The sequence below is a fragment of the Hyphococcus sp. genome (assembly GCF_965228385.1).
GTDB lineage: Bacteria > Pseudomonadota > Alphaproteobacteria > Caulobacterales > Parvularculaceae > Hyphococcus.
This window is the reverse complement of the sequence record NZ_OZ245810.1, coordinates 1975148-2000720: the sequence shown is the minus strand read 5'-3', so window position 1 is coordinate 2000720 and position 25573 is coordinate 1975148. Positions and strand designations below refer to the sequence as shown.

At 57.7% G+C, this 25573-nt stretch carries 26 protein-coding genes and 1 tRNA gene; 17 read left to right on the top strand and 10 right to left on the bottom strand.

Annotated features, from left to right (window positions below; translation table 11 throughout):
• The first annotated feature begins 110 nt into the window (after nt 1–110).
• From lon to ACQK2Q_RS09425, 4 genes are all read left to right on the top strand, one after another.
• Nucleotides 111–2510, top strand: a complete 2400-nt coding sequence (gene lon, locus ACQK2Q_RS09440; RefSeq protein ID WP_425409492.1) for an endopeptidase La — start codon at nt 111–113, stop codon at nt 2508–2510.
• Between the two features lie 49 nt (nt 2511–2559).
• Entirely contained in the window at nt 2560–2946 is a 387-nt protein-coding gene (locus ACQK2Q_RS09435) for a chorismate mutase (protein WP_425409491.1), read from the top strand.
• Nucleotides 2947–3095: 149 nt separating this feature from the next.
• Nucleotides 3096–3368, top strand: coding sequence for an HU family DNA-binding protein (locus ACQK2Q_RS09430; protein WP_425409490.1), 273 nt, complete (start codon nt 3096–3098; stop codon nt 3366–3368).
• A gap of 149 nt (nt 3369–3517) precedes the next feature.
• A tRNA-Val gene (locus ACQK2Q_RS09425) sits at nt 3518–3593 on the top strand.
• A 103-nt stretch (nt 3594–3696) separates the two neighbouring features.
• Here the strand turns inward: ACQK2Q_RS09425 and ACQK2Q_RS09420 are convergent.
• The 4 genes from ACQK2Q_RS09420 to paaG all read right to left on the bottom strand — a co-directional run bounded on the left by ACQK2Q_RS09420 (nt 3697) and on the right by paaG (nt 8506).
• Nucleotides 3697–4284 (bottom strand): TetR/AcrR family transcriptional regulator, encoded by a 588-nt coding sequence (locus ACQK2Q_RS09420; protein ID WP_425409489.1) that lies wholly within the window; start codon nt 4282–4284, stop codon nt 3697–3699.
• Nucleotides 4285–4286: 2 nt separating this feature from the next.
• Nucleotides 4287–5585 carry a phenylacetate--CoA ligase PaaK gene (paaK, locus tag ACQK2Q_RS09415; protein ID WP_425411140.1) on the bottom strand — a complete coding sequence of 433 codons (1299 nt, stop codon included), beginning with the start codon at nt 5583–5585 and terminating at the stop codon, nt 4287–4289.
• A gap of 4 nt (nt 5586–5589) precedes the next feature.
• On the bottom strand, nt 5590–7620 hold the full coding sequence (gene paaZ, locus ACQK2Q_RS09410; RefSeq protein ID WP_425409488.1) for a phenylacetic acid degradation bifunctional protein PaaZ: 2031 nt from the start codon (nt 7618–7620) through the stop codon (nt 5590–5592).
• 94 nt (nt 7621–7714) lie between these two features.
• Nucleotides 7715–8506, bottom strand: coding sequence for a 2-(1,2-epoxy-1,2-dihydrophenyl)acetyl-CoA isomerase PaaG (gene paaG / locus ACQK2Q_RS09405; RefSeq protein ID WP_425409487.1), 792 nt, complete (start codon nt 8504–8506; stop codon nt 7715–7717).
• Nucleotides 8507–8626: 120 nt separating this feature from the next.
• On the opposite strand from paaG, the gene paaI reads away from it, so the two are divergent.
• Nucleotides 8627–9076 (top strand): hydroxyphenylacetyl-CoA thioesterase PaaI, encoded by a 450-nt coding sequence (paaI, locus tag ACQK2Q_RS09400; protein WP_425409486.1) that lies wholly within the window; start codon nt 8627–8629, stop codon nt 9074–9076.
• Complete coding sequence (pcaF, locus tag ACQK2Q_RS09395) at nt 9073–10275, top strand: 3-oxoadipyl-CoA thiolase (RefSeq protein WP_425409485.1); 1203 nt, start codon at nt 9073–9075, stop codon at nt 10273–10275. Before paaI ends, pcaF begins: the two co-directional genes overlap by 4 nt.
• A gap of 14 nt (nt 10276–10289) precedes the next feature.
• On the opposite strand, the gene ACQK2Q_RS09390 is transcribed toward pcaF, so the two are convergent.
• Complete coding sequence (locus ACQK2Q_RS09390; protein ID WP_425409484.1) at nt 10290–11153, bottom strand: sterol desaturase family protein; 864 nt, start codon at nt 11151–11153, stop codon at nt 10290–10292.
• Between the two features lie 250 nt (nt 11154–11403).
• Here ACQK2Q_RS09390 and ACQK2Q_RS09385 point away from each other — a divergent pair, with 250 nt between their 5' ends.
• The 4 genes from ACQK2Q_RS09385 to xrtE all read left to right on the top strand — a co-directional run bounded on the left by ACQK2Q_RS09385 (nt 11404) and on the right by xrtE (nt 13712).
• Complete coding sequence (locus ACQK2Q_RS09385) at nt 11404–11565, top strand: hypothetical protein (RefSeq protein WP_425409483.1); 162 nt, start codon at nt 11404–11406, stop codon at nt 11563–11565.
• Between the two features lie 26 nt (nt 11566–11591).
• Nucleotides 11592–11753: a hypothetical protein gene (locus ACQK2Q_RS09380; protein ID WP_425409482.1), complete on the top strand. Its 162-nt coding sequence runs from the start codon at nt 11592–11594 to the stop codon at nt 11751–11753.
• Between the two features lie 10 nt (nt 11754–11763).
• Nucleotides 11764–11931, top strand: coding sequence for a hypothetical protein (locus tag ACQK2Q_RS09375; RefSeq protein WP_425409481.1), 168 nt, complete (start codon nt 11764–11766; stop codon nt 11929–11931).
• 128 nt (nt 11932–12059) lie between these two features.
• Entirely contained in the window at nt 12060–13712 is a 1653-nt protein-coding gene (gene xrtE / locus ACQK2Q_RS09370) for an exosortase E/protease, VPEID-CTERM system (protein WP_425409480.1), read from the top strand.
• 123 nt (nt 13713–13835) lie between these two features.
• Here the strand turns inward: xrtE and katG are convergent, their stop codons facing one another.
• Complete coding sequence (gene katG, locus ACQK2Q_RS09365; protein ID WP_425409479.1) at nt 13836–16190, bottom strand: catalase/peroxidase HPI; 2355 nt, start codon at nt 16188–16190, stop codon at nt 13836–13838.
• A 340-nt stretch (nt 16191–16530) separates the two neighbouring features.
• Between katG and ACQK2Q_RS09360 the strand changes: the two genes are divergently transcribed.
• The 7 genes from ACQK2Q_RS09360 to ACQK2Q_RS09330 all read left to right on the top strand — a co-directional run bounded on the left by ACQK2Q_RS09360 (nt 16531) and on the right by ACQK2Q_RS09330 (nt 21876).
• Entirely contained in the window at nt 16531–17112 is a 582-nt protein-coding gene (locus tag ACQK2Q_RS09360) for a YdeI/OmpD-associated family protein (protein WP_425409478.1), read from the top strand.
• A 204-nt stretch (nt 17113–17316) separates the two neighbouring features.
• Nucleotides 17317–18309, top strand: a complete 993-nt coding sequence (paaA, locus tag ACQK2Q_RS09355; protein ID WP_425409477.1) for a 1,2-phenylacetyl-CoA epoxidase subunit PaaA — start codon at nt 17317–17319, stop codon at nt 18307–18309.
• A 155-nt stretch (nt 18310–18464) separates the two neighbouring features.
• Nucleotides 18465–18749 (top strand): 1,2-phenylacetyl-CoA epoxidase subunit PaaB, encoded by a 285-nt coding sequence (gene paaB / locus ACQK2Q_RS09350; RefSeq protein ID WP_425409476.1) that lies wholly within the window; start codon nt 18465–18467, stop codon nt 18747–18749.
• On the top strand, nt 18749–19525 hold the full coding sequence (gene paaC / locus ACQK2Q_RS09345; RefSeq protein WP_425409475.1) for a 1,2-phenylacetyl-CoA epoxidase subunit PaaC: 777 nt from the start codon (nt 18749–18751) through the stop codon (nt 19523–19525). Before paaB ends, paaC begins: the two co-directional genes overlap by 1 nt.
• Nucleotides 19522–20031, top strand: coding sequence for a 1,2-phenylacetyl-CoA epoxidase subunit PaaD (paaD, locus tag ACQK2Q_RS09340; protein ID WP_425409474.1), 510 nt, complete (start codon nt 19522–19524; stop codon nt 20029–20031). The genes paaC and paaD overlap by 4 nt, the downstream gene beginning before the upstream one ends.
• Nucleotides 20032–21108 carry a 1,2-phenylacetyl-CoA epoxidase subunit PaaE gene (gene paaE, locus ACQK2Q_RS09335; protein WP_425409473.1) on the top strand — a complete coding sequence of 359 codons (1077 nt, stop codon included), beginning with the start codon at nt 20032–20034 and terminating at the stop codon, nt 21106–21108.
• Between the two features lie 9 nt (nt 21109–21117).
• Nucleotides 21118–21876, top strand: a complete 759-nt coding sequence (locus ACQK2Q_RS09330) for a Phenylacetic acid catabolic protein (RefSeq protein WP_425409472.1) — start codon at nt 21118–21120, stop codon at nt 21874–21876.
• Nucleotides 21877–21920: 44 nt separating this feature from the next.
• Here the strand turns inward: ACQK2Q_RS09330 and ACQK2Q_RS09325 are convergent, their stop codons facing one another.
• From ACQK2Q_RS09325 to modA, 4 genes are all read right to left on the bottom strand, one after another.
• Entirely contained in the window at nt 21921–22694 is a 774-nt protein-coding gene (locus tag ACQK2Q_RS09325) for a response regulator (RefSeq protein ID WP_425409471.1), read from the bottom strand.
• 283 nt (nt 22695–22977) lie between these two features.
• Nucleotides 22978–24075, bottom strand: coding sequence for a molybdenum ABC transporter ATP-binding protein (gene modC / locus ACQK2Q_RS09320; protein WP_425409470.1), 1098 nt, complete (start codon nt 24073–24075; stop codon nt 22978–22980).
• On the bottom strand, nt 24065–24736 hold the full coding sequence (gene modB / locus ACQK2Q_RS09315) for a molybdate ABC transporter permease subunit (protein ID WP_425409469.1): 672 nt from the start codon (nt 24734–24736) through the stop codon (nt 24065–24067). Before modB ends, modC begins: the two co-directional genes overlap by 11 nt.
• Before the next feature lies 1 nt (nt 24737).
• Nucleotides 24738–25514, bottom strand: a complete 777-nt coding sequence (gene modA / locus ACQK2Q_RS09310) for a molybdate ABC transporter substrate-binding protein (protein WP_425409468.1) — start codon at nt 25512–25514, stop codon at nt 24738–24740.
• Between the last annotated feature and the right edge of the window lie 59 nt (nt 25515–25573).

The following is a 25573-nucleotide window of genomic DNA, read 5'->3' as shown; positions in this document are numbered from 1 at the left end:
CGCAAAGATTGAACGGGACGGCTGCAGGCCCCAGATAAACTGTCGGCTGGTTATCCGTAAGCTTGATATCTGGAGCTGGATATCTGGAAAATGTCCCTGAGGAGTTTTGAATGAGCGAGAACGTCACTTATCCGGTATTGCCGCTGCGCGACATCGTTGTCTTTCCGGGCATGATTGTTCCCCTGTTTGTGGGACGCGAAAAATCCGTGAACGCCCTCGAAAACGTCATGCAGAACGACAAGAAAATATTGCTCGTCGCGCAAAAGGACGCCGGCGACGACGATCCTGCGGTGGACGATATTTTTGAAGTGGGCGTGATCGCGTCCGTGCTGCAGCTTCTGAAACTGCCGGACGGCACCGTAAAGGTGCTCGTCGAAGGCGAGGCGCGCGCCATGATCCAAGAGTATGTGCGCGAGGAAGAATATTTCGAAGCGCAGGCCTCCTTTATCGAGGAAGCTGATAGCGAGGATGCGGAGCTGGAAGCGCTCGCGCGTTCGGTTGTCACGCAATTTGAAGGCTATGTGAAACTCAACAAGCGCGTTCCGCCCGAAGTGCTGGTTTCAATCGGCCAGATCGAAGACTACGCCAAGCTGGCGGATACGGTCGCCTCGCATCTCAATATCAAGATTTCTGAAAAGCAGGAGCTGCTTGAAATCACCGGCGTCGCCGAACGTCTTGAGCGCGTATTCGCGCTGATGGAAGGCGAGATGAGCGTCCTGCAGGTGGAGAAAAAGATTCGCAATCGCGTCAAGCGCCAGATGGAAAAGACGCAGCGCGAATATTATCTCAATGAGCAGATGAAGGCGATCCAGAAAGAGCTTGGCGAAAGCGACGACGGGCGCGACGAAGTCTCCGAGATCGAAGAAAAACTGAAGAAAACCAAGCTGTCGAAAGAAGCGAAAACGAAAGCCGACGCAGAGCTGAAGAAGCTTCGCCAGATGAGCCCCATGTCGGCGGAGTCGACGGTTGTGCGCAACTATCTCGACTGGCTGACCTCGATTCCCTGGAATAATCGCTCAAAGCTGAAAACCGATCTGCAAAAGGCGCAGGATGTTCTGGATGCGGATCATTACGGGCTTGAGAAAGTCAAGGAGCGCATCGTCGAGTATCTCGCCGTGCAAAAGCGCATGAACAAGCTGAAAGGCCCGATTTTGTGTCTGGTCGGACCGCCGGGCGTCGGCAAGACTTCGCTTGGCAAATCCATCGCCAACGCCACGGGGCGCGAGTTTGTGCGCGTTTCCCTGGGCGGCGTGCGTGATGAAGCGGAAATTCGCGGCCACCGGCGTACGTATATCGGGTCCATGCCGGGCAAGATCATCCAGTCGATGAAAAAGGCGAAAAAGTCCAATCCGCTGTTCCTGCTCGACGAGATTGACAAGATGGGACAGGATTTTCGCGGCGATCCCGCCTCGGCTTTGCTGGAGGTGCTGGATCCTGAGCAGAACTCGACATTCGCCGATCATTATCTGGAAGTTGATTACGATCTCTCAGACATCATGTTCATTACGACGGCGAACAGCCTCAACATGCCGCAGCCTTTGCTGGACCGGATGGAAATTATCCGCATTCCGGGGTATACGGAGGATGAAAAGGTTGAGATTGCGCGCCGTCACCTGATTCCGAAACTTCTTGAGAATCACGGCCTGAAAAAGGATGAGTGGGACATTGAAGACGGCGGCCTGATGACGCTCATCCGCCGCTATACGCGCGAAGCGGGCGTCAGGAACCTTGAGCGTGAACTCGCCAAGCTGGCGCGCAAGGCCGTGCGCGATATTGAAACCGGGACCGCCGAAACGGTGACTGTAACCGCAGACAATATCGACGACTATGCAGGCGTGCCGAAATATCGTTACGGCGAGATCGATCGCGAGGACCAGATCGGTATTGTCACCGGGCTCGCCTGGACGTCGGTGGGCGGCGACATTCTCACCATCGAGGCGGCGAGAATGCCGGGCAAGGGCAAGATGACCCCGACCGGCAATCTGAAAGACGTCATGAAGGAATCGGTGTCCGCCGCGTCCTCCTATGTCAAAAGCCGCGCCGTGGAATTCGGCATCGAGCCCCCGGTTTTCGACAAGACCGATATACATATCCATGTTCCCGAAGGCGCAACGCCGAAGGACGGTCCCTCCGCTGGCGTCGCCATGGCGACCGCCATTGTCTCCGTGCTGACCGGCGTGCCGGTGCACAAGGACATCGCCATGACGGGAGAAATCTCCTTGCGCGGGCGCGTGCTGGCCATCGGCGGCTTAAAGGAAAAGCTGCTGGCTGCGCTGCGGGCGGGCGTCAAAACCGTTTTAATTCCGGAAGAGAACGAAAAGGATCTCGCGGATATCCGGGACAACATCAAGGAAGAGCTGAAAATCATTCCGGTGAGCACGGTGGACGAGGTTCTGGCGCACGCCCTGACCAGGAAACTGACGCCGATCGAATGGACAGAACCTGTCGAGCCGGCCCCGGGCGGCGATAAGGGCGATGGCGACGACAGCGCTTCTGTGGTGACGCACTAGCGCAGCCTTTCGACGTCTAATCGCGGCTTTAATTAAAGGGTGCGGCGCCATGTTACAGCGCCGCGCCTTTTTTGTTTGCGCATTTACGCCTTATGTACGTCGCATGGAATTTCCAGACGCCACGACGCCGGCCGAGCGCTGCCAGACCATGGATGAGGTCCGGGTTGAAGTGGACCGCCTCGACCGCGCGCTTGTGCGCCTGTTGACGGACCGTCAGTCCTACATGGAGGCGGCGGCGCGGATAAAACCGGCGCGCGATGAGGTCCGGTTGCCCTGGAGAATCGAGGAGGTGGTTTCCAAGGTTCTCGCCGAAGCAGCGAAAACCGGGCTGTCGAAACGAATCGCCGAACCGGTCTGGCGCGAATTAATCGAGCGCTGCATCGAGCATGAGCATGAATTCTGGGCCCGCGAGCATCCCGGCGCTCAAGAAAAATAATAAGAAAATACAACGGCTTAACCCCATTGGGGAAAGCAAACCCTTATTTTAAGCCATTTTTCCTTGGCAAAGCGCCCTCAACCCCGCGTAAAATCAGGCAAGTCACCAGTTTTTAAAACTCCCAGCACGATTAAAGAAAGGCCGGAGGAATGAACAAGAACGAATTTATCGATAAAGTCGCCGACATGTCGGACATGAGCAAGTCGGATGCGGCGAAAGCGGTGGACGCCGTTTTTGATGCGATCACCAATGCGCTGAAGGCGGGCGACGATGTGCGCCTTGTCGGCTTCGGCACGTTCTCGGCGGCGCAGCGCAAGGCGCGTGAGGGCCGCAATCCGCGCACGGGCGAGACCATCCAGATCCCGGCGTCGATCCAGCCCAAATTTTCCGCCGGCAAGGGCCTGAAAGACGCGCTGAACTAAACCGCACGGGGCTTTCTTGAAAACGCCGGCGCCGGGACATCCCGCCGCCGGCGTTTTTGTTAGAAAAATCCGGCGGCGGGTTCTTGCGAGCCGGCGCGCCCCGCGTTATGGACAGCGCCCTCGCGGAATGCATTCTCGCGCAAGGATAAGGGCGGTTAGCTCAGCTGGTAGAGCATCTCGTTTACACCGAGAGGGTCGGCGGTTCGAACCCGTCACCGCCCACCATTCGAAGACGGTCCGCCGAAGGCGTAAATTTACTTCAGTAAAAAACAGGCGGCATTATTGCCCGGCATGGGCTATTCGTCGAGGCGATGCCGGCAATGACCGTCTAATCGCCGTCACCCAAAATCGTTTCCGCCGCCATGCCGGCGAGTTCGTCGCGCGAAAGGCCGCCTTTCGATTTGAACCAGGTATGCGTCCAGTTCAGCATGCCGAAAAACAGCATGGTCTTGGCGCTGAGGCGCGTTTTGTCTCTGGCGAGTTCCGGTATGGCGTCGCCGATCAGGCGTTCCACATGCGCAATGATCCGGCGCTGCTTTGTCTTGATTTCGGCCTGGTGCTCCGCCGGCAGCGATGCGAGCTCGTAGAGCAGCACTTTTTGCCGCTCCGCGGCGCCAACATAATGTTGCAGGAGGTCTTTCGTCAGATTGTGAATCTCGCGCGCCGGTTCGCCCGAACCGTTTGGGCGCGCTTCAACCACGCTCAGCAGATCGTCAATATGCTCGTTCATGACATCGAACAGAATCGCTTCCTTCGATGCGTAATAGTGATAGATCAGCGATTTCGAGACGGCGCACCGGTCGGCGAGATCGGAAACGGACGCGCCCGCGAAGCCTTTTTCCGCAAAAAGTTTCGCGGCGGCGCCGGTAATCGCCTCGCGTTTTGCATCGTAATCGGCTGCCTGTGTGCGCGCCATCTTTACGTCCTCAGGTCACGAATGCGCTGCGCCTTGCCGGCGGAGCGGGCAAGGGCGCCGGGAGCGACAATTTCGATGTCGGCCGAGACGCCGATAATGGTTTTAATATTGTGTTTCAGGTCCGGCGCCGCGGCCGCCATGACCGCGTCATCGGCGCCCTCTCTGCGCTCGACCAGAATTTTCAGTTTGTCCATGCGTTCGGGGCGCGAGACCTCAATCATGTAATGCGGCGCAAGCGCAGGCGTTTTCAAAATCTGCTCCTCGATCTGGGACGGGAACACATTGACGCCGCGGATGATCAGCATGTCGTCGTTTCTGCCGGTGACTTTTTCCATTCGCCGCATATTGCGCGCCGTGCCGGGCATGAGCCGCGTCAGATCACGCGTCCGGTAGCGGATGATCGGCATAGCTTCCTTGGTGAGCGATGTAAAAACAAGCTCGCCCTGTTCGCCGTCGGGCAATACGGCGCCGGTGTCAGGATCAATCACTTCCGGATAAAAATGATCCTCCCAGACGGTCAGCCCGTCCTTGGTTTCCACGCATTCATTGGCGACGCCGGGGCCGATGACTTCAGACAGGCCGTAAATATCGACCGCGTCGATGGCGAAGGCCTGTTCGATTTCGCGCCGCATGAGCTCGGTCCACGGCTCCGCGCCGAAAATGCCGATGTTGATCGAGCTCTCGCGCGGATCGACGCCCTGGCGCCGGAACTCATCAAGGATCGCGAGCATATAGCTCGGCGTCACCATGATGATGTCGGGCTCGAAATCGCAGATCAGTTGCACCTGTTTTTCGGTCTGGCCGCCGCTCATGGGGATGACGGTGCAGCCGAGCGCTTCCGCCCCGTAATGCGCGCCGAGCCCGCCGGTGAACAGTCCGTATCCGTAGGATACATGCACCTTCATGCCCGGCCTGCCGCCGGCCGCGCGAATGGAGCGGGCGACAACGGCGCTCCAGATCTCGATGTCGCGCTTGGTATAGCCGACGACTGTGGGTTTGCCGGTCGTACCTGACGACGCATGGACGCGAGCGATCTTTTCTCTCGGGACCGCAAAAAAGCCGAAAGGATAGTTCTCGCGCAAGTGATCTTTCGTGGTGAAAGGAAACGCGGCGAGATCGTCAAGCGATTTCAGGTCGCCGGGGCTGACACCGGCGTCATCGAAAGCGCGTTTGTAATGCGGCGTATTATTATAAGCATGCTCAAGCGTGGCTTTAAGACGCTGCAGTTGCAGCGCCGTCAGCGCATCGCGCGACAGTTTTTCACCGTCATCAAGCTGGGGCTTGTAATCCGGCGCCGCCATCGCCTCAAATCGCATTCATGGTCAGTAGCGTATACGTGGCGACAGGTTCGTCATTCTGATTCGTAACCTCGACGTCCCACCGCACTTCGCCATATTCGTCATTGCGCTTTTTCTTCGACTTGGCGGTGAGGCGTACTTTTATCGTATCGCCGGGAGAGGCGGGGGTCAGGAAACGCAACTCATCAAGACCGTAATTGGCGAGAACGGGACCCGGCGCGGGATCGACGAAAAGCCCCGCGGCGAATGAGAGGATAAGATAGCCATGCGCTACGCGTCCCGGAAAGAACGGGTTCGCTTCCGCAGCTTCGTCATCCATGTGGGCGTAAAAATTGTCGCCGGTGAACTCGGCGAAATGCTCAATGTCTTCAAGCGAAATCGTGCGCGGTTCGGTGACGATCGTCTTGCCGATCTCCAGCTCGCCGAATTTATAGCGGAAAGGATGCGGCGCCTTGTCCTCCACGCTGGCGTCTTTGACCCATGCGTTCGTCACGCCTGCGAGAATGTCGGGCGAGCCTTGTATGGCCGTGCGTTGCATATAATGTTTGACGCCGCGCACGCCGCCGAGTTCCTCGCCGCCGCCGGCGCGCCCCGGTCCGCCATGCACCAGCATCGGCAGGGGAGAGCCGTGGCCAGTGGATTCCTTGGCGCTGTCGCGGTTGATAATGCAGATGCGCCCGTGAAAGGCGCCGCTGTTCGCAACGACTTCGCGCGCGATCAACGGGTCGAACGTAAAGAGCGACATCACCAGCGATCCGCCCCCGCGATTGCAGAGGTCTACGGCGTCGTCAAAGTCGTTATAGGGCATCAGTGTCGACACCGGCCCGAAGGCTTCGACTTCGTGCACGGCTTTTGCGTCTCGCGGATTGTCGCAGCGCAGGAGAATGGGCGACACGAAGGCGCCCGCCTGCGCCTCGTCGCCGATGATGGAAGCCGTCGCAGGGTCGCCGAAAACGATCGTCGCTTCACCGGAAAGCGCCGATACTTTTTCGCGCACATCGTCGCGCTGCGATTGCGAGACGAGCGCGCCCATGCGGACGTTTTCCAGCGTTGGATCGCCAAGCGTCATTTTGGAGAGCTTTTCCGAAATTGCTTTTTCCGCCGCGTCCATCAACGCCGCGGGAACCAGCGCGCGCCGGATCGCCGTGCATTTCTGGCCGGCCTTTACCGTCATTTCGCGCACGACTTCCTTGACGAACAATTCAAATTCCGGGCTGTCTTCGGTCGCGTCGGGTCCCAGCATGGAGGCGTTCAGCGAGTCCTGTTCCGCCACGAACCGAACGCTTTCGTTGATGATGGTCGGATGTGTTTTGAGTTTCGATGCCGTGGCGGCGGAACCTGTGAATGAGACAACATCCTGACCGTTCAGGTGGTCGAGGAGATCGCCGGTCGAACCGGCAATGAGCTGCACGGCGCCGTCCGGCAACAGGCCGGTTTCGATCAGTATGCGGAAAGCGGCTTCTGTCAGGTAAGCGGTCGCCGTTGCGGGCTTCACGATCGCGGGCATGCCGGCGATGAGCGTCGGGGCGAGTTTTTCCATCATGCCCCAGACGGGAAAGTTAAAGGCGTTGATATGGATCGCGACGCCCCGGCGCGATGTATAAACATGCTGCGCCATGAACGTGCCGGTTTTGGAAATCTGCTCGACGGGGCCGTCGAGAATGATCGTATCGTCTGGAAGCTCGCGTTTTGATTTCGAGGCGACGCCCAGAAATGTGCCGCCGCCGCCGTCAATATCGACCCAGCCGTCCTTGCGCGTCGCGCCGGTGTGATGGTTGAGCGCGTAGAGTTCTTCCTTGCGCTCCATCACCGCAAGGCCGAGCGCCTTGACCATGCCGGCGCGCTCCATGAATGTCATCTTACGTAAAGCGGGCCCGCCGACGCTGCGCGCATATTCCGCCATGGCCTTGAAATCGAGCCCGCCGGAGCCTGTTTTCGCGACAGGCTCGCCCGTCACGGCGGAAGGTATGGAAACGAGATTTCCTTCGCCTTCTTTCCACTCTCCAAGCGCGTAGTTTTTTAATGTGATGACGGACATAGAATTACCTTTCGTAATTGTCATCCCGTGCGCTGCGCGGCGTGCAACGCAGCGCGTCCGGAATGACAGATTGTTTTATGCATGTGCAATATCACTACTGGCCTTTGAACGCCGGCTTGCGCTTGTTTATGAAGGCGTCGACGCCTTCGCGGTAATCGTCTGACCGGCCAAGCTCGCGCATTTTATCGCGTTCGAGGTCAAGCTGCTCGTCAAGCGGCCGGGTGAAGGCCGTGCGGATGAGTTTCTTGGTTTCAGCAAGACCCCGCGTCGGCGCCGCGGCGAATTTGCCGACCATGGCGTCGGTCTCGCCGGCCAGCGCGTCGTCTTCAACGCATTTCCAGATGAGACCCCACGCCTCAGCTTTTTCAGCGGGCAGGGGCTCGCCGGTGAGCGCAAGGCCGAGCGCGCGCGCCTGTCCCGCAAGCCTTGGCAGCGACCACGAACTTCCTGAGTCAGGGACAAGACCGATATTGGCGAACGACATGACGAACTTCGCCGATTTCGCCGCCAGCACGATATCGCAAGCGAAGGCGATGCTGGCGCCGGCGCCGGCGGCGACGCCGTTAACGGCGCAGACGACCGGCATGGGCAAAGACGTCAGCCGGCGGATCAATGGATTATAACGTTTTTCGACAGACTCGCCGAGATCGACGGCGTCGCTTCCCGGCGCCACGGCGCGGTCCGATAAATCCTGTCCCGCGCAAAAGCCGCGTCCGGCCCCTGTGAGAAGCAGCGTGCGAACGGATTTGTCGTTTTCAATCTGGTCCAGCGCCGCCTGAACCTCTTCATGCATCTGAATATTGAAACTGTTGAGCCGGTCGGGACGGTTGAGGGTCAACCGCGCGGCGCCGCTGGAGATATCGAGAAGGATTGTTTCAAATGCCATGCGTTTTCGCCTTGTGGGCGCTCCTTGACCGGGTTTTTCGCCGCTGAGGATTGCGTGCGCGTCGCTGACAATATAATTGAATGAGCGGTCGGTCAATTATGAGGATCGGAAAGCGGCGCTATGACGGTAAATTCGCAAGGCGATGCGCTCGCTCGCGCTGTCGCGGAACGGTTGCATGCGAAAGAGGGCACCTCAAAAGCGTGGGACGTCAGGCTGGACGGCGCCGGCGCCGGCTGGGCGCGCTGTTCCATGCGATTGCGCGAGGATATGCTGAACGGACATGGCACGGCCCACGGCGGTTTGATCTTCGCGCTGGCGGATACGGCGTTCGCCTGGGCTTGTAATTCCCGGAATGTGACAACATTTGCGCAACATGCGTCCATATCGTTTTTGTCGCCGGGCGAGCTCGGCGAAACGCTGACCGCCGAAGCGCGTGAAGACGCCATGCAAGGCCGTACGGGGATTTACACCGTGAAGGTCACAGGCGAAGACGGCCGCGATATTGCGATTTTTCAGGGCTTGTCCCGCGCGACAGGCGGTCCTGTCATTAACGAGGAGAATGAGGCATGACTGAAGCGTATATCTGTGACGGCGTGAGAACGCCCATCGGCCGGTATGGCGGCGCGCTGGCTTCTGTGCGCGCGGACGATCTGGCGGCGATACCGCTTCGTACACTGATGGAACGCAATGAAAATGTCGACTGGAGCGCCATTGACGACGTTATTCTCGGCTGCGCCAATCAGGCGGGCGAAGATAACCGCAATGTGGCGCGCATGGCGGCGCTGCTGGCAGGGCTCGGCGAAACTGCGCCCGGCGCCACGGTAAACCGTCTTTGCGGTTCCGGCATGGACGCCATCACGATCGCCGCGCGGGCGATCAAGGCGGGAGAGGCGGATTTCATGATCGCCGGCGGCGTTGAATCCATGTCGCGCGCGCCCTTTGTCATGGGCAAGGCCGAGACCGCGTTCTCGCGCAATGCGGAAGTTTTTGACACGACGATCGGCTGGCGTTTCGTCAATCCCGTCCTGAAAGCGCAATACGGAATCGACTCCATGCCGGAGACGGCGGAGAATGTCGCCGAGGACTTTGGCGTTTCGCGCGAGGATCAGGACGCCTTTGCGCTGCGTTCACAACAGCGCGCCGCAAAGGCGCAGGAAAACGGCCGGCTGGCGAAAGAAATCGTCGCGGTGAAAATTCCCCAGCGCAAGGGCGATCCGAAAATTGTCGACCGCGACGAGCATCCGCGTGAAACATCGCTGGAAAAGCTCAGCGCCTTAAAGCCGTTCGTGAAGAAAGAGGGCGTGATTACGGCCGGCAATGCGTCCGGCGTGAATGACGGCGCTGCGGCGGTCATCGTGGCGTCCGAAGACGCGGTCAAGAAATACGGCCTGAGGCCGCGCGCTCGGTTTGTCGCCGGCGCGGTGGTCGGCGTCAGCCCCCGCATCATGGGCATCGGGCCGGCCCCGGCCTCTAAGGCGGTGCTGGCCAAAGCCGCCATGTCTGCACGCGATATGAGCGTAATCGAAATCAACGAAGCTTTTGCCTCGCAATCGCTGGCGACGCTGCGCGAGCTTGGGTTGCCCGATGACGCAGAACACGTAAACCCCAATGGCGGGGCCATCGCGCTCGGTCATCCGCTCGGCATGTCCGGCGCACGGCTGTTACTGACGGCGACGCAAGAACTTCATGAACGCGGCGGCAAATATGCGCTCTGCGCCATGTGCATCGGCGTCGGGCAGGGGATCGCCAGCATCATTGAGCGCGTTTGAACAGGCACCTGTCTTTACAACGTTTCAGGATTGACGCCCGGCGCCGCGGCGCTGCTTTGCGCGGGCGCCGGTTTTGGAATGGCGGGCTGGTGCGGCGTCCGAAAAGGGTCGAGCGCGAGATTGCCGAAGGTTTCCTTTTCCAGGTTTTCAGCGCCGGCTACGCCAAAAGTCTCGTTTTCATGTAAATGTTCAGGCCCGATATAAGTGCCGAACATCTGATCCCATATGGTGAAAGCGGTTCCGAAATTACTGAACTGATGTTCCGTTTTCGTGGAATGATGCAACCGGTGAATATGCGGCGTCGTAATCAGTCTGGAGACAATTCTATCCGCCGCCGGCGGCAAACTGATATTCGTATGGCTGAATGTATTGGCGAAAACATGCACCAGAAACGACAGTAAAATGCCTTCCGGCGGGATACCGAATGTGAATACGACGCCGAGTTCTATGACGGCGCGAAAGAGGGACTCCAGCGGATGAAAACGAAGCGACGTGGTCGCATCAATATGCATGTCTGTGTGATGCGTGCGATGAGCACGCCAGAAAAAATACCATTTATGCAGCATGCGGTGTTGCCCGTAGGACATTAAGTCAAGAATGAAAATGGAAATGACGAGCTTGGCCCAGAGCGGCATCGTGAAATAGTTCATCAGTCCGATGCCATTGGACTGCGCTGAAACAGCGCCGGCAAACGCCGCTATGGCAGGGAGCAGGCTGAGCAGAATCGTACCGTAAAGCGCCATGGATGCGTTGCGCAGCCAGCGCGCATAATCCGGCTTCACGCCTTTGCGCCACGGAATGAACAATTCGATCAGCACCGCAAGCGATATCAGCGCCGCCAGATAATAAAGCCCGCCAGAGCCCTTGATGAAATCCATATGCGCACCGGTTCCGGATAGGTTTAAGCCGAGAGGCTTGTCCGGATTTTCTGCATTTTAGCTGTGATCGCGGCAATTTGCGAGTTAAAGGGCGCCATGCAAGTAACGGGCTTACAGCAAAAATACCCCGCAAAGCACATCAAAAACGTGTATGCCAAAGGCTGGACGCCAGTTCCGGCTGCGCTGTCTTGCGCAAATAGCAGGGCGGGGATAAGCTGAAGTTTCAGGCTTTCAAGGGGGAGTTTGGGAAATGCGGTATTTTGTATTCATTGGAGCGCTGATTTTATCAGCACCGGCCATGGCGACATCGCCGAATTCTGTTCCCGAAATGGACGTCGGCGCGGGTATTGCCGCTATTGCATTACTCGCGGGCGCAGCGGCGATTATCCGGGAAAAGTCGCGTAAAAAGTAATTTCACGCTTATTAACGGGGGTTTTTATGACGAAAATTATTTTGGCGGCTCTTTTGTCTCTGACGGCGGCGCCGGCGCTGGCCAATGGCGCGCCGGTTCCGGAAATGGACGCGGGCGCAGGCATTGCGGCGATTGCCTTATTGGCTGGCGCTGCGGCGATTGTCCGTGAACGCGCTAAACGCAAATAGGGAGAAATCGATGAGACATATATTTTTAGCGATGTCGGCGATGCTGATTTCGACGTCCGCGTTTGCAGGTACGCCTGCGCCGGCGGCCGTCCCGGAGATGGATGCAGGCGCAGGTATTGCTGCAGTTGCATTGCTTGCGGGGATTGCCGCCATTGTGCGCGAGAAAATGAAAAAGTAATCGGCGCTTTTATAATTTCTCGAGTGAATGAACCGGCCCTGAGCGGCCGGTTTTTTCTATTATAGACATATCAGATGCCAGGGGCGCCGAATTCGCATAGGCTGAACAGGAAAATCAATGGTAACAGGATGAGCCAGTCGCAGATTTCAGGTAACGGGCGCGCCGGCTGCGAAACCGGAGCCGCTTCAGCCTTGTCCTTGCGGGGTATATTGCTGGTTTTTTGCGCTTGCGCAGAATTGCCGTTTCTTGCGTTTCTTTACGACCCGACCGCGATACACACAGCGCCTGGCTGGGTCTCGGCGCATTCCATAATGCGCGAGGCGGTGCCGTTCACGCTGTTTTTTTTCGCCGCGCTGGCCCTCATCATGGCGCCGCGGCGGAAGGAAATCCTGCAGCGATGGCGCGACGCTGCGGCGCCGCACGCCTGGCGCACGCCGCTTGTTGTAAACCTTCTGTTATTTCTCGTCCTGTGTGTTGCTACGCTTCGCTTTAATGCGGCGAGCGGCCTGGCGGCGCCGCCATGGGAAGCGTTTGCGCTTTGGTGCGCCGGCGCCGGCGCCGTATACGTCGCCCTGTTTCTGGCGCTGGCGCCGCTGGCGTTCTGGCGGAACTTTTTTGACAGCGAGCGCGCCCTGATCGCGCTCGGCCTTGGCGCAGCAATTCTCATTGAGACGGCGGCTGTCCTTTCGCGCCAATCATGGAACGCTCTTTCTGAAGCCACATTCGTCTTTTCGACTGCGATTTTGTCTCTCTACGAACAAAACGTGACGACCATACCGGAAAAACGCGTGATCGGCGTTGACGGGTTTGAGGTGAATATCGCCGCGGCCTGCTCCGGCTATGAAGGCATCGGCCTGGTACTTGTCTTTCTTGCGATTTATTTCTGGATTTTCCGGTCGGTTCTGAAATTCCCGAATGTCTTTCTTATCTTGCCGGTCGGCGTCGCAACAATCTGGATTTTGAACAGCGTACGGATCGCGGCGCTGGTCAGCCTTGGCGCGCATGTCTCGCCTGAGATCGCGATTTCCGGGTTTCACAGTCAGGCCGGATGGATCATGTTTTTGCTGGTGACCATCGGCATTATGTCGGCGACCCATCGCATTGACTTTTTCCACCAGCAGGGCGCGAAGGTTAGAAGCGCGCGGGCCCATCCCGCCGCGCGCGAAGCGACGGCGTTACTGGCGCCGTTTCTCGCGCTCACCGCCGCGTCCATAGTTTCCTCGGCGTTCGCGGGAGAAGGGTACTGGACCTATAGCTTGCGGGTTGCTGCTGTGGGCGTGGCGATTTTCGGGTTCTGGCGCTTTTATAAAGCCATGAACTGGCGCATTGGCGCGGAGCCTGTTTTGCTTGGTTTTATCGTCGCCGCCGCGTGGATCGCAACAGATACGAAAAGCGCATCGCCATCGGCGCTCGGCGACTGGATTGCGTCGCTTTCCCCGGCGGCCATCGGCCTCTGGTTGTCGCTCCGGCTTATGGGGACGATCATTCTCGTTCCTCTGGCGGAGGAACTCGCCTTTCGCGGCTATCTGCATCGCAAACTTATCGCCGAGCGATTTGAAACTGTTGCCGAAAGCACATTTTCATGGAAAGCGTTCGCCGTTACGTCGGTTCTGTTCGGCGTCCTGCATGAGCGCTGGCTTTCCGGCATGCTGGCCGGCGCAGTTTTTGCGCTTGCCATGTATCGCTCTGGAAAGCTCGCCGGCGCCGTCGCCGCTCATGTGACGGCCAACGCCGCAATCGCCTTTTGGGCCGTCGCTTTCAGCCAGTGGAGCTTGTTGTAGAGCGCGCAGGAAAATTCTCCTGCGCGCCATGACATTGCGGCCCCTGAACTTTTCAGCTCAGAGGCCGCCAAAGCGTTGCATGCCGGCGCAGTCTGCTGCGCTACAACCGCACATCTACCGCCGTTATGATTTCTCCATATCGAAACGGTCGAGATTCATGACTTTGCTCCATGCGTCAACGAAGTCGTTCACGAATTTCTGTTCGCCATCGTCGAATGCGTAGACTTCCGCCACGGCGCGAAGCTCCGCATTGGAGCCGAAAACGAGATCAACTTCCGTCGCCGTCCATTTGAGATCGTTGGACTGACGGCTGCGGCCTTCATAAACATATTCGTCGCTGGATGAGGGCGCCCATTTTGTCGACATATCAAGCAGGTTGACGAAAAAATCGTTGCTAAGCGTACCCGGCGCGTCGGTAAAAACGCCGTGACTTGCGCCGTCAGCGTTTGCGCCGAGCGTGCGCATGCCGCCCAAAAGCGCCGTCATTTCAGGCACGGTCAGTCCCAGGAGATCCGCCCGGTCCACAAAGGCTTCGGACGGGGACTTGTCCGCATTATCGCTGTAATAGTTGCGGAAACCGTCGGCCGCCGGCTCCAGCACCTCGAACGCTTCCGCATCCGTCATTTCCTGCGATGCGTCGGTGCGGCCCGGCGTGAACGGCACGGTGATGTTATGGCCTGCATCCTGCGCGGCCTTTTCAATGGCCGCTGCGCCGCCCAGAACGATAATATCTGCGAGGGAAACCCGCTTGCCGCCAGTTTGCGCATCATTGAACCCGGTCTGTATACGCTCCAGCGTTGCAAGCGTTCCGGCAAGTTCAGCAGGGTTGTTCACCGCCCAGTCCTTTTGCGGCGCGAGGCGAAGCCGCGCGCCATTGGCGCCGCCGCGCATGTCCGTATCGCGGAAGCTTGACGCCGAGGCCCATGCCGTGCGCACAAGTTCAGATACTGACAGTTCAGAATCGAGGATCTGTGTTTTCAGTGACGCAATATCAGCATCGTTGATCGGCGGATGATCGGCTTGCGGCACAGGGTCCTGCCAGATCAATGCTTCTTCCGGCGTTTCTGAGCCGATATATCTGGCGCTTGGCCCCATATCGCGATGCGTCAGCTTGAACCATGCGCGTGCGAACGCATCTTCAAACTCTTCAGGATTTTCAAGCCATCGCTCCGTAATTTCCCGGTATTTCGGATCCTCTTTCAGCGAAAGGTCCGTCGTAAACATGATCGGCGCATGCCGGATGTCCGGACGGTGCGCATCCGGCACCAGATTCGCCGCGGCTTCGTCTGTTGGTATCCACTGAGTTGCGCCAGCCGGACTTTTTGTCTGCTCCCATTCGAACGCATAAAGGTTTGACAGATATTGATGTGTGAATTGAGCGGGGCTTGACGTCCACGCGCCTTCAAGTCCGCTGGTAATCGTATCTTCTGCGTTGCCTTTGCCGCATGTGTTGTTCCAGCCTTCACCCTGTTGTTCAACGCCTTCGGCCGCCGGTTCCAGCCCCATGCAGTCTGAAGGATCGGCGGCGCCGTGCGCCTTGCCGAAAGTATGCCCCCCGGCGATCAACGCGACAGTTTCTTCATCATTCATGGCCATGCGGCCGAACGTTTCGCGAATCCGTTCGGCGGCGGCGAGCGGATCCGGATTGCCGTTCGGGCCTTCAGGGTTCACGTAAATGAGGCCCATTTGCGAGGCGCCAAGCGGTTTTTCGAGCGGTCCGTTATTACCGCCATGGCGATCGCGGCCGAGCATTTCCGCTTCCGGGCCCCAGTAGACCAGTTCCGCCTGCCAGTCGTCCTCGCGGCCGCCGGCGAAACCGAAGGTTTCAAATCCCATGGATTCAAGCGCGACATTGCCGGTGAGCACCATCAAGTCCGCCCAGGAAATCTTGGCGCCGTATTTCTTTTTGACCGGCCATAGAAGGCGGCGGGCCTTGTCGAGATTGACGTTATCAGGCCAGCTGTTGAGCGGCTCGAACCGCTGTTGGCCGCCGCCGGCGCCGCCGCGCCCGTCTATGGTCCGGTACGTGCCGGCGCTATGCCAGGCCATGCGAATAAAAAATGGTCCGTAGTGCCCGTAATCTGCAGGCCACCAGTCCTGCGAGTCCGTCATCAGCGCTTCGATGTCGGCCTTAACCGCTTCAAGATCAAGGCTTGCGAACTCCTCTGCATAGTTGAAGTCTTCGCCAAATGGGTTTGACATCGTTTCGTTCTGACGAAGCTGGCTGAGATCAAGCTGCTCGGGCCACCAGAATTCATTGGGTCTTGCTTCACCGGGCCTCAACGCGGCGGCTGATTTTTCCCGCGTAGGTGCAGTCTCCGCGTTTGGTTCCTTCGCGTCTTGACGTTCCGCCGCTTCGGTTTCAGGGGGTTCGGCTGTAACGGTTTTGGCGGAATCATCTTCTTGAGAGCATGCAGACAGGCCAAGCGCGAATAAACCGCAGGTGGCGAGCAGGGCGGGTTTTCGGTTGCGGATCATAGTTTCCCTCCTTTAAATTTCGGCCGATGAATTCTTTGTTCGCGGCGGGTCGCCGTCTGAGAGGCAATCCGGTTACTGACGATCATGCATTTTGAATTTTTCCATTCGATCGAGTCGCCGCATCCTGTTCGTTTGTCAACGATAGCGGCGCTCGACTTATGCGTAAAACAGATAAGTTAGATAATGAATATTGAAAAAATAGATAGCTATTAATCGGTGAAGCGCTTGAGACTGCAACGGCGCCTGGGTGGCGCGGATAAAGCTGATAGAATTCCTGATACTGATCTCGTTGTTATAAAAACCTTATGAGCATGGTAAAATTCACGGCGGGAGATGGTCCATGACGCGCAAACCCGAAGTTGAGGAGGCATTTAAGTCAGCGAAAAAATGGCGCAAAGAAGCGTTGCGCCTGCGCCGTATTCTTCTTGATTGCGGCCTGAATGAAGAATTGAAATGGGGCAAGCCGTGCTATTCAGAGAACGGCGCAAATATCTGCATCGTCCAGCGCATGAACGATTTTCTGGCGCTTCTGTTTTTCAAAGGCGCGCTTTTGCCGGATCCGGACGGCATGCTGGAAAGACAGGGGCCGAACTCTCGGTCCGGATTTCGCATGCGGTTCACGAATGAAAACGACGTCATGCGCCGGGAAAAAACCATCCGGGCATGTGTGCGCGAAGCCATAAAAGTAGAGAAAGCGGGGCTGCGCGTCGAAAAGGCCGCGCCGCCCGCCCGGCCGGATGAACTGCTTACCGCGTTCAAGGAAGATCCCGCGTTCAAGACGGCGTTTGAAAGACTGACGCCGGGGCGGCAACGCGGTTACGTGCTGCATTTTTCAAACGCCAAGCAATCGAAAACACGGGGCTCGCGGATCGCGAAACACAAACCGCAAATACTTGCCGGGAAGGGCTTGCACGACCGGTAAGCGCATTTCGAGACGCCAGCGCTACGGGTCTCCAACCGCCTGAAACCGACAAAAATTCCGCCCGATCTATTCATTGACTGACCGGTCGGTTTATCCTATATAGGCGATAAGCTTGCCCGAGACCAATCTATTGGACGTTTAACGCGGGAAATCTGATAGGATTTCCCCAATGTTGGCTTTGTTCCCCTGATTTGAGGTGATTTCATGTACGCGCAGGAAGTAAAATCCACTGGAAAAGGCGTCAGTTCACTCGATGAAATGGATCCGCAAGAGCGCGCTTTTCAGGAGCGCATCGACGCCGACATCAAGATTGAGCCGAAGGAGTGGATGCCGGAGGGATATCGCAAAACGCTGATCCGGCAAATCTCCCAGCACGCACATTCTGAAATTGTCGGGCAGCTGCCTGAGGGCAACTGGATTACGCGCGCGCCGACGCTTGATCGCAAGGCGATTTTGCTGGCGAAAGTGCAGGACGAGGCCGGACACGGTCTTTATCTTTATTGCGCGGCGGAAACGCTCGGCATATCGCGCGATCAGATGACTGAGCAATTGCTTTCAGGCAAGGCGAAATATTCCTCCATTTTCAATTACCCGACGCTGACATGGGCCGATATCGGCGCCATTGGCTGGCTGGTTGACGGCGCCGCGATCATGAACCAGGTGCCGATCCAGCGCTGTTCGTTCGGGCCGTATTCGCGCGCCATGATACGCGTCTGCAAGGAGGAGAGTTTCCACCAGCGGCAGGGCTACGACATCATGATGAAACTATGCGCAGGCACGCCGGAACAAAAAGAGATGGCGCAGGATGCGCTTAATCGCTGGTGGCACCCGTCGCTGATGATGTTCGGTCCGCCGGATGCGGAGTCGGTTCATTCGGCGCAATCCATGGCGTGGAAAATCAAAATGAACACAAATGACGAATTGCGCCAGAAATTCGTCGATGAAACTGTGCCGCAGGCTGACTATCTTGGTCTGAAGGTGCCGGACCCGGACCTTAAATGGAACGAGGAAACGGGCCATTACGACTTCGGCGATCTTGACTGGGACGAATTTTACGAGGTCCTGAAAGGCAACGGTCCCTGTAACGCCGAACGGCTTAGGGCGCGTCAAAAAGCCTGGGAAGACGGCGCATGGTTTCGTGATGGGTTGATGGCGCACGCGAAGAAGCGTGAAGCCCGGAAAATGGCGGCGGAGTGACGCCGCACATGCTTCGAGGCTCGCCCGAATGCCGTTCAGGCGGGCGCCTCGGCATGAAGGTTGGAAAAGACTAAGTCCTCATCCTGAAGCGTCCGGACAAGCGTCCGGGCCTCGAAGGACGGAGGGCGCGCTTCGGAGGATTGTGGAGAAGACGTATGGGCAATGAATGGCCGCTTTGGGAAGTTTTTATCCGCGGACAGCACGGGCTGTCTCACCGCCATGTGGGCTCCCTGCATGCGCCGGATGCGGAAATGGCGATTAACAATGCACGCGACGTTTATACGCGACGCAATGAGGGCGTCTCCATCTGGGTCGTGCCGTCGAAGCAGATTACGGCGTCCGCGCCGGGCGATAAAGAACCGCTTTACGAGCCCTCGAATTCCAAAGTCTATCGGCACCCGACATTTTTTGACATTCCCGATGAAGCGGGGAAGATGTAATGGTCGGCGTTGATGCAGTCGCTCAATCGGATGACGCGCTCTTTGAACTGGCGCTGCGCATGGGTGACAATACGCTTATTCTCGGCCAGCAGATTTCGGCCTGGTGCGGGCATGCGCCTATTCTTGAAGAAGATATCGCGCTCGCCAATACGGCGCTCGATCTTATCGGCCAGACAAAGCTCTGGCTGGAGCTGGCGGGCGAAGTGGAAGGCAAGGGGCGCGGCGCCGATGAACTGGCGTTCCTGCGCGATGCGCGCGGTTTCAAGAACGCCTTGCTTGTGGAACAGCCGAACGGCGATTTCGGGCAGACGCTTATGCGCCAGTTTTTGTTCGACGCCTGGCATTCTCCAATGCTGACGGCGCTGAAAGCCTCTGCGGACAAACGCGTGGCGGATATCGCCGAAAAATCCGCCAAGGAAGCGGCGTATCATGTTGAACGTTCAGCTGACCTGGTTGTGCGTCTTGGCGACGGTAGCGACGAGAGTCACTTGCGCATGCAGAACGCGCTCGATGTTCTATGGCCCTTCGCAGGCGAGCTGACGCAGGCGGACGAGACCGACAAGGCGCTGGCGGACCGCGGTCTGGCGCCGGATCTCGCCGAGATAGAAAAACAGTACACAGACCGTGTTGGTCCCGTCTTGCGCGAGGCGACCCTGACTCCGCCCGACGCAGCGGTTCGCGCCGGCGGCAAGAGCGGCATGCATTCCGAGGGGCTTGGGTATATTCTGGCGGATATGCAGTGGCTGCAGCGGGCCTATCCGGGAGCCCAGTGGTGAATAGCTCAGTTAAGACGTTGGAAAAACCATCGCTGGAGGATGTCTGGCGCTGGCTTGCGGATGTGCCGGACCCCGAAATCCCGGTAGTATCGGTTGTCGAGCTTGGCATCGTGCGTCATGTGGGCTGGGATGGCGACGAACTTGTCGTCACGGTCACGCCGACCTATTCCGGTTGTCCTGCGACCGCAGTGATTTCAATTGAGATTGAAAAACAGTTGCTCCGAAACGGCGTTGACGCCATCCGGATCGAAACGCAATTGTCGCCCGCCTGGACGACGGATTGGATTACCGATGCGGCGCGCGAAAAACTTCGGCGCTACGGCATAGCGCCGCCGGTTGACGGCGTCTCATGCGCCGGAGCGCTGAAGGCCGCCGGTCCTGTCGTTTGCCCCCGCTGCGGTTCGGAAAACACATCGGAAGTCAGCCGTTTCGGCTCGACCCCCTGCAAGGCGAGCTGGCGCTGCTGTGACTGTCTTGAACCCTTCGATTATTTCAAGAGCTTTTGAATGGCCCGTTTTCACCCGCTGCGCGTCACTGACATCAAACGCGACACCAAGGACTCTGTGATCCTGACGCTGGCGCCGCCTGCTGACGCGCGCGACGAGTTTAAATTTATTCAGGGACAATATCTCACTTTCCGCCGCGTTTTTGACGGGGAGGAAATGCGCCGATCCTATTCCATCTGCGCCGGGGTCAATGACGGCGTGTTGCGTGTGGGAATCAAGCGCGTTGACGGCGGCTGGTTTTCAACTTTCGCCAATGAGGAATTGAAAGTCGGGGACACGCTCGACGCCATGACGCCCATGGGCAATTTTCACAGCGCCCTGAAACCGGCTGAGTCGCGGCGTTATCTCGGCTTTGCCGGCGGGTCCGGCGTCACGCCGATGATCAGCCTGATCAAAACCGTGCTTGAGACCGAGCCGGGTTCGACCTTCACCCTTGCTTACGGCAATCGTTCGACGACGGCGATCATGTTTCGCGAGGAGCTGGAAGACCTTAAAAACATTTATATGGGCCGGCTCAATATCGTGCATATACTTGAAAGCGAGGCGGCTGAAATCGATCTGTTTTCAGGCCGCCTTGACCGTAAAAAATGCGACCAGCTTTTTTCCCGGTGGATCGACGTGAATGGCGCTGATCTGGCTTTTATCTGCGGTCCCGAACCCATGATGCTTGCCGTTTCGGAGGCGTTAAAAGCGCACGGCATGGCGGATAGCGCCATAAAGTTCGAATTGTTCTCAAGCGCGCAGCCCGGCAAGGCGCGCAAACGTAAAGTCTCGAAGGATACCGCCGCCGGCGGCGCAAAGTGCACCGCGACAATCATTATTGACGGCGCGTCGCGCGAATTCGACATGGATAAAGACGAGCAATCCGTGCTCGACGCTGCGATTGCGCAAAATATCGACGCGCCTTTCGCCTGCAAGGCGGGCGTGTGTTCCACCTGCCGGGCGAAACTCATCGACGGCGAAGTCGATATGGAGGCGAATTACGCCCTTGAGGATTACGAGGTCGAACGCGGCTATATTTTGACGTGTCAAAGTTATCCACGTACGGATAAAATCGTCGTGGATTACGACCAGTAAGGTTTTTCGATGAACGACGAGACCGACATCCAGGACTATCTCGCCAAGGGCGGCAAACTGTCGGCGCCGGATAATGCGCCGCCGCGTTATCGCGCCGAATTGCTGCGCATCATGGCGAGTTTCGTCGATTCAGAACTGGCCGGGGCGGCGGGTTTTGCTGATCTCATCAACGCCGGGCCGGGTATAAAAGAGAAAATCACTGCTGCGCGTATTGTCGCCGAAAAGCTCGATCATGCAGAACGCGTCTTAAAATTGATGGGCGAGTTCGGCGTCAACACTGACAAATACATGAATGTTCATCCGTGGACCTCCAGAGTTTCCCGTGAAGACGACCTGCGCGGCGAACGGCGTCACGACGGGGACATGCGGCTCAATGTTTTCCATTATCCGTTGCAGGGCTGGAGCGACGCAGTCGTGATGAACGTGCTGATGGGCGAAGCGACCGTCATCCAGATCGGCGAGCTGGCGGGGTCGTCTTATCAGCCGCTTGCGGAAACCTTCGCAGACATATTGCCGCGCGAGCGCCGGCACGCCGAGCTGGGGTATGAAGGCCTTGTGCGTCTTGTGAATGTCAATTCCGGCGCCAGGCGGCATATCAACGCCTCTATTGATTTCTGGCGCCCGAGGGTCGCCGACAGTTTTGGCGGCGCCGGTTCGCAAAGAACGCAAATGTTACAGCGCATGGGCTTGCGTCATACGCCGAACGAAACGTTGCTGAGCGCATGGCGGGAGAGAGCGGACACGCTCATCGAAAACCTGCCGAATTAGCGTAGCCGTTAAATTCTTGCCGGATGCAGTATGCGCCGGTTTGATCAGATCATCGGCCGGAAGGAAATGACGTTGGAAACTTCGTGTTCAACGTCGCTTTTCGGCGTTGAAAGACACTGCCAGGAAGCAGCGCGGATCGCGTGCCGTGTGAATGGTTTGGCGATCACAAAATCCGGTTCGAATTCCCCGCCCTTCAATACAGCTTCAGGATAGGCCGTGATGAAAATGACCGGACAATCCAGATGATGTCTGATTTCAGTGACGGCGTCCATTCCGGTTGACTCTTCTTCGAGCATGTAATCGGCAAGGATCAGATCGGGACGCATTTCAGCGGCGATGTCGGCTGCGGACTGCGCCGTCGATGCGGAGCGAACCCGGATGTCGCCGATCGAATTCAAATTTTCCTGCAAGTCCCGCGTGACAATAGGCTGGTCTTCAATAATCAGAACCTTTTTGACGCCGGCGACATACATGGCGCCCCGAATGGCCTCCAGACGCTGGCGCAATTCGTCCAAAGGCAGATCCAGAATGTCGCAAATTTCGCGCTCTTCCAATTCGACAATATCTTTCAGCATGAGCAGCAAATGATTGGTTTCCGGCGGGGGGCCAAAACCGTAAATCAGCGAATCATCGGTAAAAAGCGCCGGGCGTTTGGCGCTTCTGGTAATGTCGTTCCAGCAATTCAGAAAATTCTTGAAGGCGAGTGCGCGATCAATTTTTTCGGTAAAGCGCCCGCCAATATGGTTAATGATGGCGCGGCACAACTCATCTCCGAGGATATGGTCGGTTGTGACCGCACGCGTGAACTGACGCAGCATCGCTCCATTAGACAGTAACATTTACATTCTCGAGACCCAACTAAATCTAACGTATGCATTACGAGAACGTATAGATTGCCGTTTGGTTCCGCAAATCTCTTCATTTTTCAGGCGTTCTGGATATTTCTGGCCGGGCGGCGGGTGCTAAGGAATCGCCGGAAAATTCACGCATTAACCTTCTCGTGAGAGGCCAATTTTAAGCCATTGCAGTCAACGGCGCCAGCGGTAGAGGACCAGCGGCGGAGGAGCAACGGCAGCGAATCAGGCCCGCGCCAGCGCAAGATTACAGGCCGCCGTCAATACTGACGCTTTTCACAAGCGCGAACACGGGCTTTCCGACTTCCAGCATTAATGCCTCCATCGCAGAGCGCGTGATTTGCGCGCGCAGTTGCGCGGATTTTATGTCGATCAGCACATCTGCATATGGAGATGCGCCGGTTGTGCTGATCTCCGTGATTTTTCCGGGGATAACATTTCGGATGCTGACATGTTGGGGTTCGGCGGTGGCGATGGCCACGTCCTGTGCGCGAATGCGCAGGCGGATGTTTGAGCCCACCGCCAACGCGCTCGTCATGGGAAGTGAAACCAAGGCTTCGCCGACGCTTACACGCGTCAGACGCAAACGCGTATCGTGGGCGGCGATTGTCGCTTCCAGCAGCGTCACGTTTTCATGGCGTCCGGTGAGCGGTTCCAGGTCGAGACCGCTGACGATATCGGGTGCGGTTCCGTATTGTTGTACGCCGCCATTCGCCAGCACCATCACCCTGTCCGCAAGATGACTGACCTCTTCTATGTCATGGCTGATAAATATCGTGGGCGCGCCGAAATCGGATGACAGGCGCTTTATGTAGGGAAGTATCTCTGTCTTTCGTTTACGGTCGAGGGCGGCGAGCGGTTCATCCAGCAAGAGTAATTGCGGCCGGACCAGCAGCGTGCGCGCGAGCGCGGCGCGCTGACGTTCGCCGCCGGAAAGCGACTGTATCCGCCGGTCCAGCAAAGGCGACAAATCAAATCCGTTGACGATTTCCTCAAATGTGTAGTTTGTGTTTCCGGCTGCGCTGCGTTTGTCCGCATATTGTAGGTTTCCGCGAACCGTGAGGTGCGGAAAAAGCCGTCCATCCTGAAACATATAGCCAACCGGGCGCGACCAGGCGGCGCGCTTGATGTTTTTATCGGCGTCAAACCAGACGTCGCCGTCCAGCGCTATGCGTCCTGCATCCGGCGTATCGAACCCGGCGATCATACGCATCAATGTGGTCTTGCCGGCGCCGCTCGGCCCGAACACGGCGGTGACGCCGGCGAGCGGCATTGTCTGAGAGATATTCACCGCGAATTCGCGATCTCTGGTCTCGATTTGAAGGGTTAATTCTTCAGCCGACATTGACGGGACGCCGTTTGTTAGCTGTGTAAACGACCAACAGAACTGCAAACGAAAAACCGAGCAGCAACGCGGAGAAAATGTGCGCTTCCGCGTAGCGCAATGTTTCAACATGTTCGTAGATCGCGATGGAAACAACTTTCGTCCGGCCCGGAATATTGCCCCCGACCATAAGAACGACACCGAACTCGCCGATAGTATGCGCGAAGGTGAGAACGCAGGCCGTCAGAAAACCGCGCGCCGAGAGCGGCGCGGCAACCGAAAAAAACGCGTCGAGGGGCCGCGCCCGCAGACTGGCGGCGGTCTCCATCGGTTCGCGCCCAAGCGATTCAAACGCGCTTTGCAATGGCTGCACCATGAAGGGCAGGGAATAGAATATTGACGCAATGACCAGTCCGGCGAAAGAAAATGTCAGCGTATCGCCGGTAAGCGACACCCAGAAAGCGCCGATCGGCGCCTCGGGGTTGAGCGCTATCAGAAGATAAAATCCGATGACAGTCGGCGGGAGCACCAGCGGCAGGGCGGTAACCGCTTCCAGCCAGGGTTTTAACGGCGAGCGGGTTCTGGACAGCCACCAGGCGAAAGGCGTCCCGATGATCAGCAAAATGATTGTCGTGACAAAAGCCAGCGCTAGGGACAGCCACAATGGCGCAAGGTCGGGCATCTCAGTCGGTCCCGTAGCCGAGGCGTGCGATGATCGCGCGCGCGTCATCGCCTTTCAGATAATCGATGAACGCTGCAGCGGCCTCGTTTGCTGCGCCGGCTTTCAGTAAAACCGCATCCTGTTTAATCGCTGTGTAAAGATCGGACGGCGGTTCCCAATATATCGCCGATGTCGCGTTGAGGCTGATAATGCTGGAAAGCGCGACAAAACCGAATTCCGCATTGCCGGTGGCGGCGTAAGTAAAACTATGCACGACGTTTTCACCCATGATGATTTTGGATTGCACATCGTCCCATATCTCTAATTTCTGCAGCACCTGTTTCGCCGCCGCGCCATAAGGGGCAAGGTCTGGATTTGCGATTGCAAGCCGGCGAAATCGGCCGGCGCGCAAGGCGTCTTCGCCGTCGCCATTGGCAAGCCGCGCCGGCTCAGCGCTCCACAGCGCCAGCCGGCCAGCGGCGTATGTGAACTGTGATCCCGCAACCGCCGAGCCATTTTCCACCAGAAGCGCCGGGCGTTCCTGGTCCGCGGCGAGAAACACATGAAACGGCGCGCCGTTAATGCTCTGGGCGTAAAGTTTTCCGGTCGAGCCGGAAGCGAGCGTGATCGTATGGTCTGTCCGCATTTCAAAATCGGCTGCGAGAACATCGGCGGCTTCTTTAAAATTCGCTGCGACGGCGACAAGCGCGTCGGCGGCGCGCGCCGGCGACATGAATACCAGAACCGCTGAAATGGCTTCCAGAAAGCGGCGCAGCCAGCGCCTGGAATTTTTAAACATTTGATTTTGATACAAAAAACTAATCAAAGATGACCCCATGAGATTAGATAGCGTGGCGG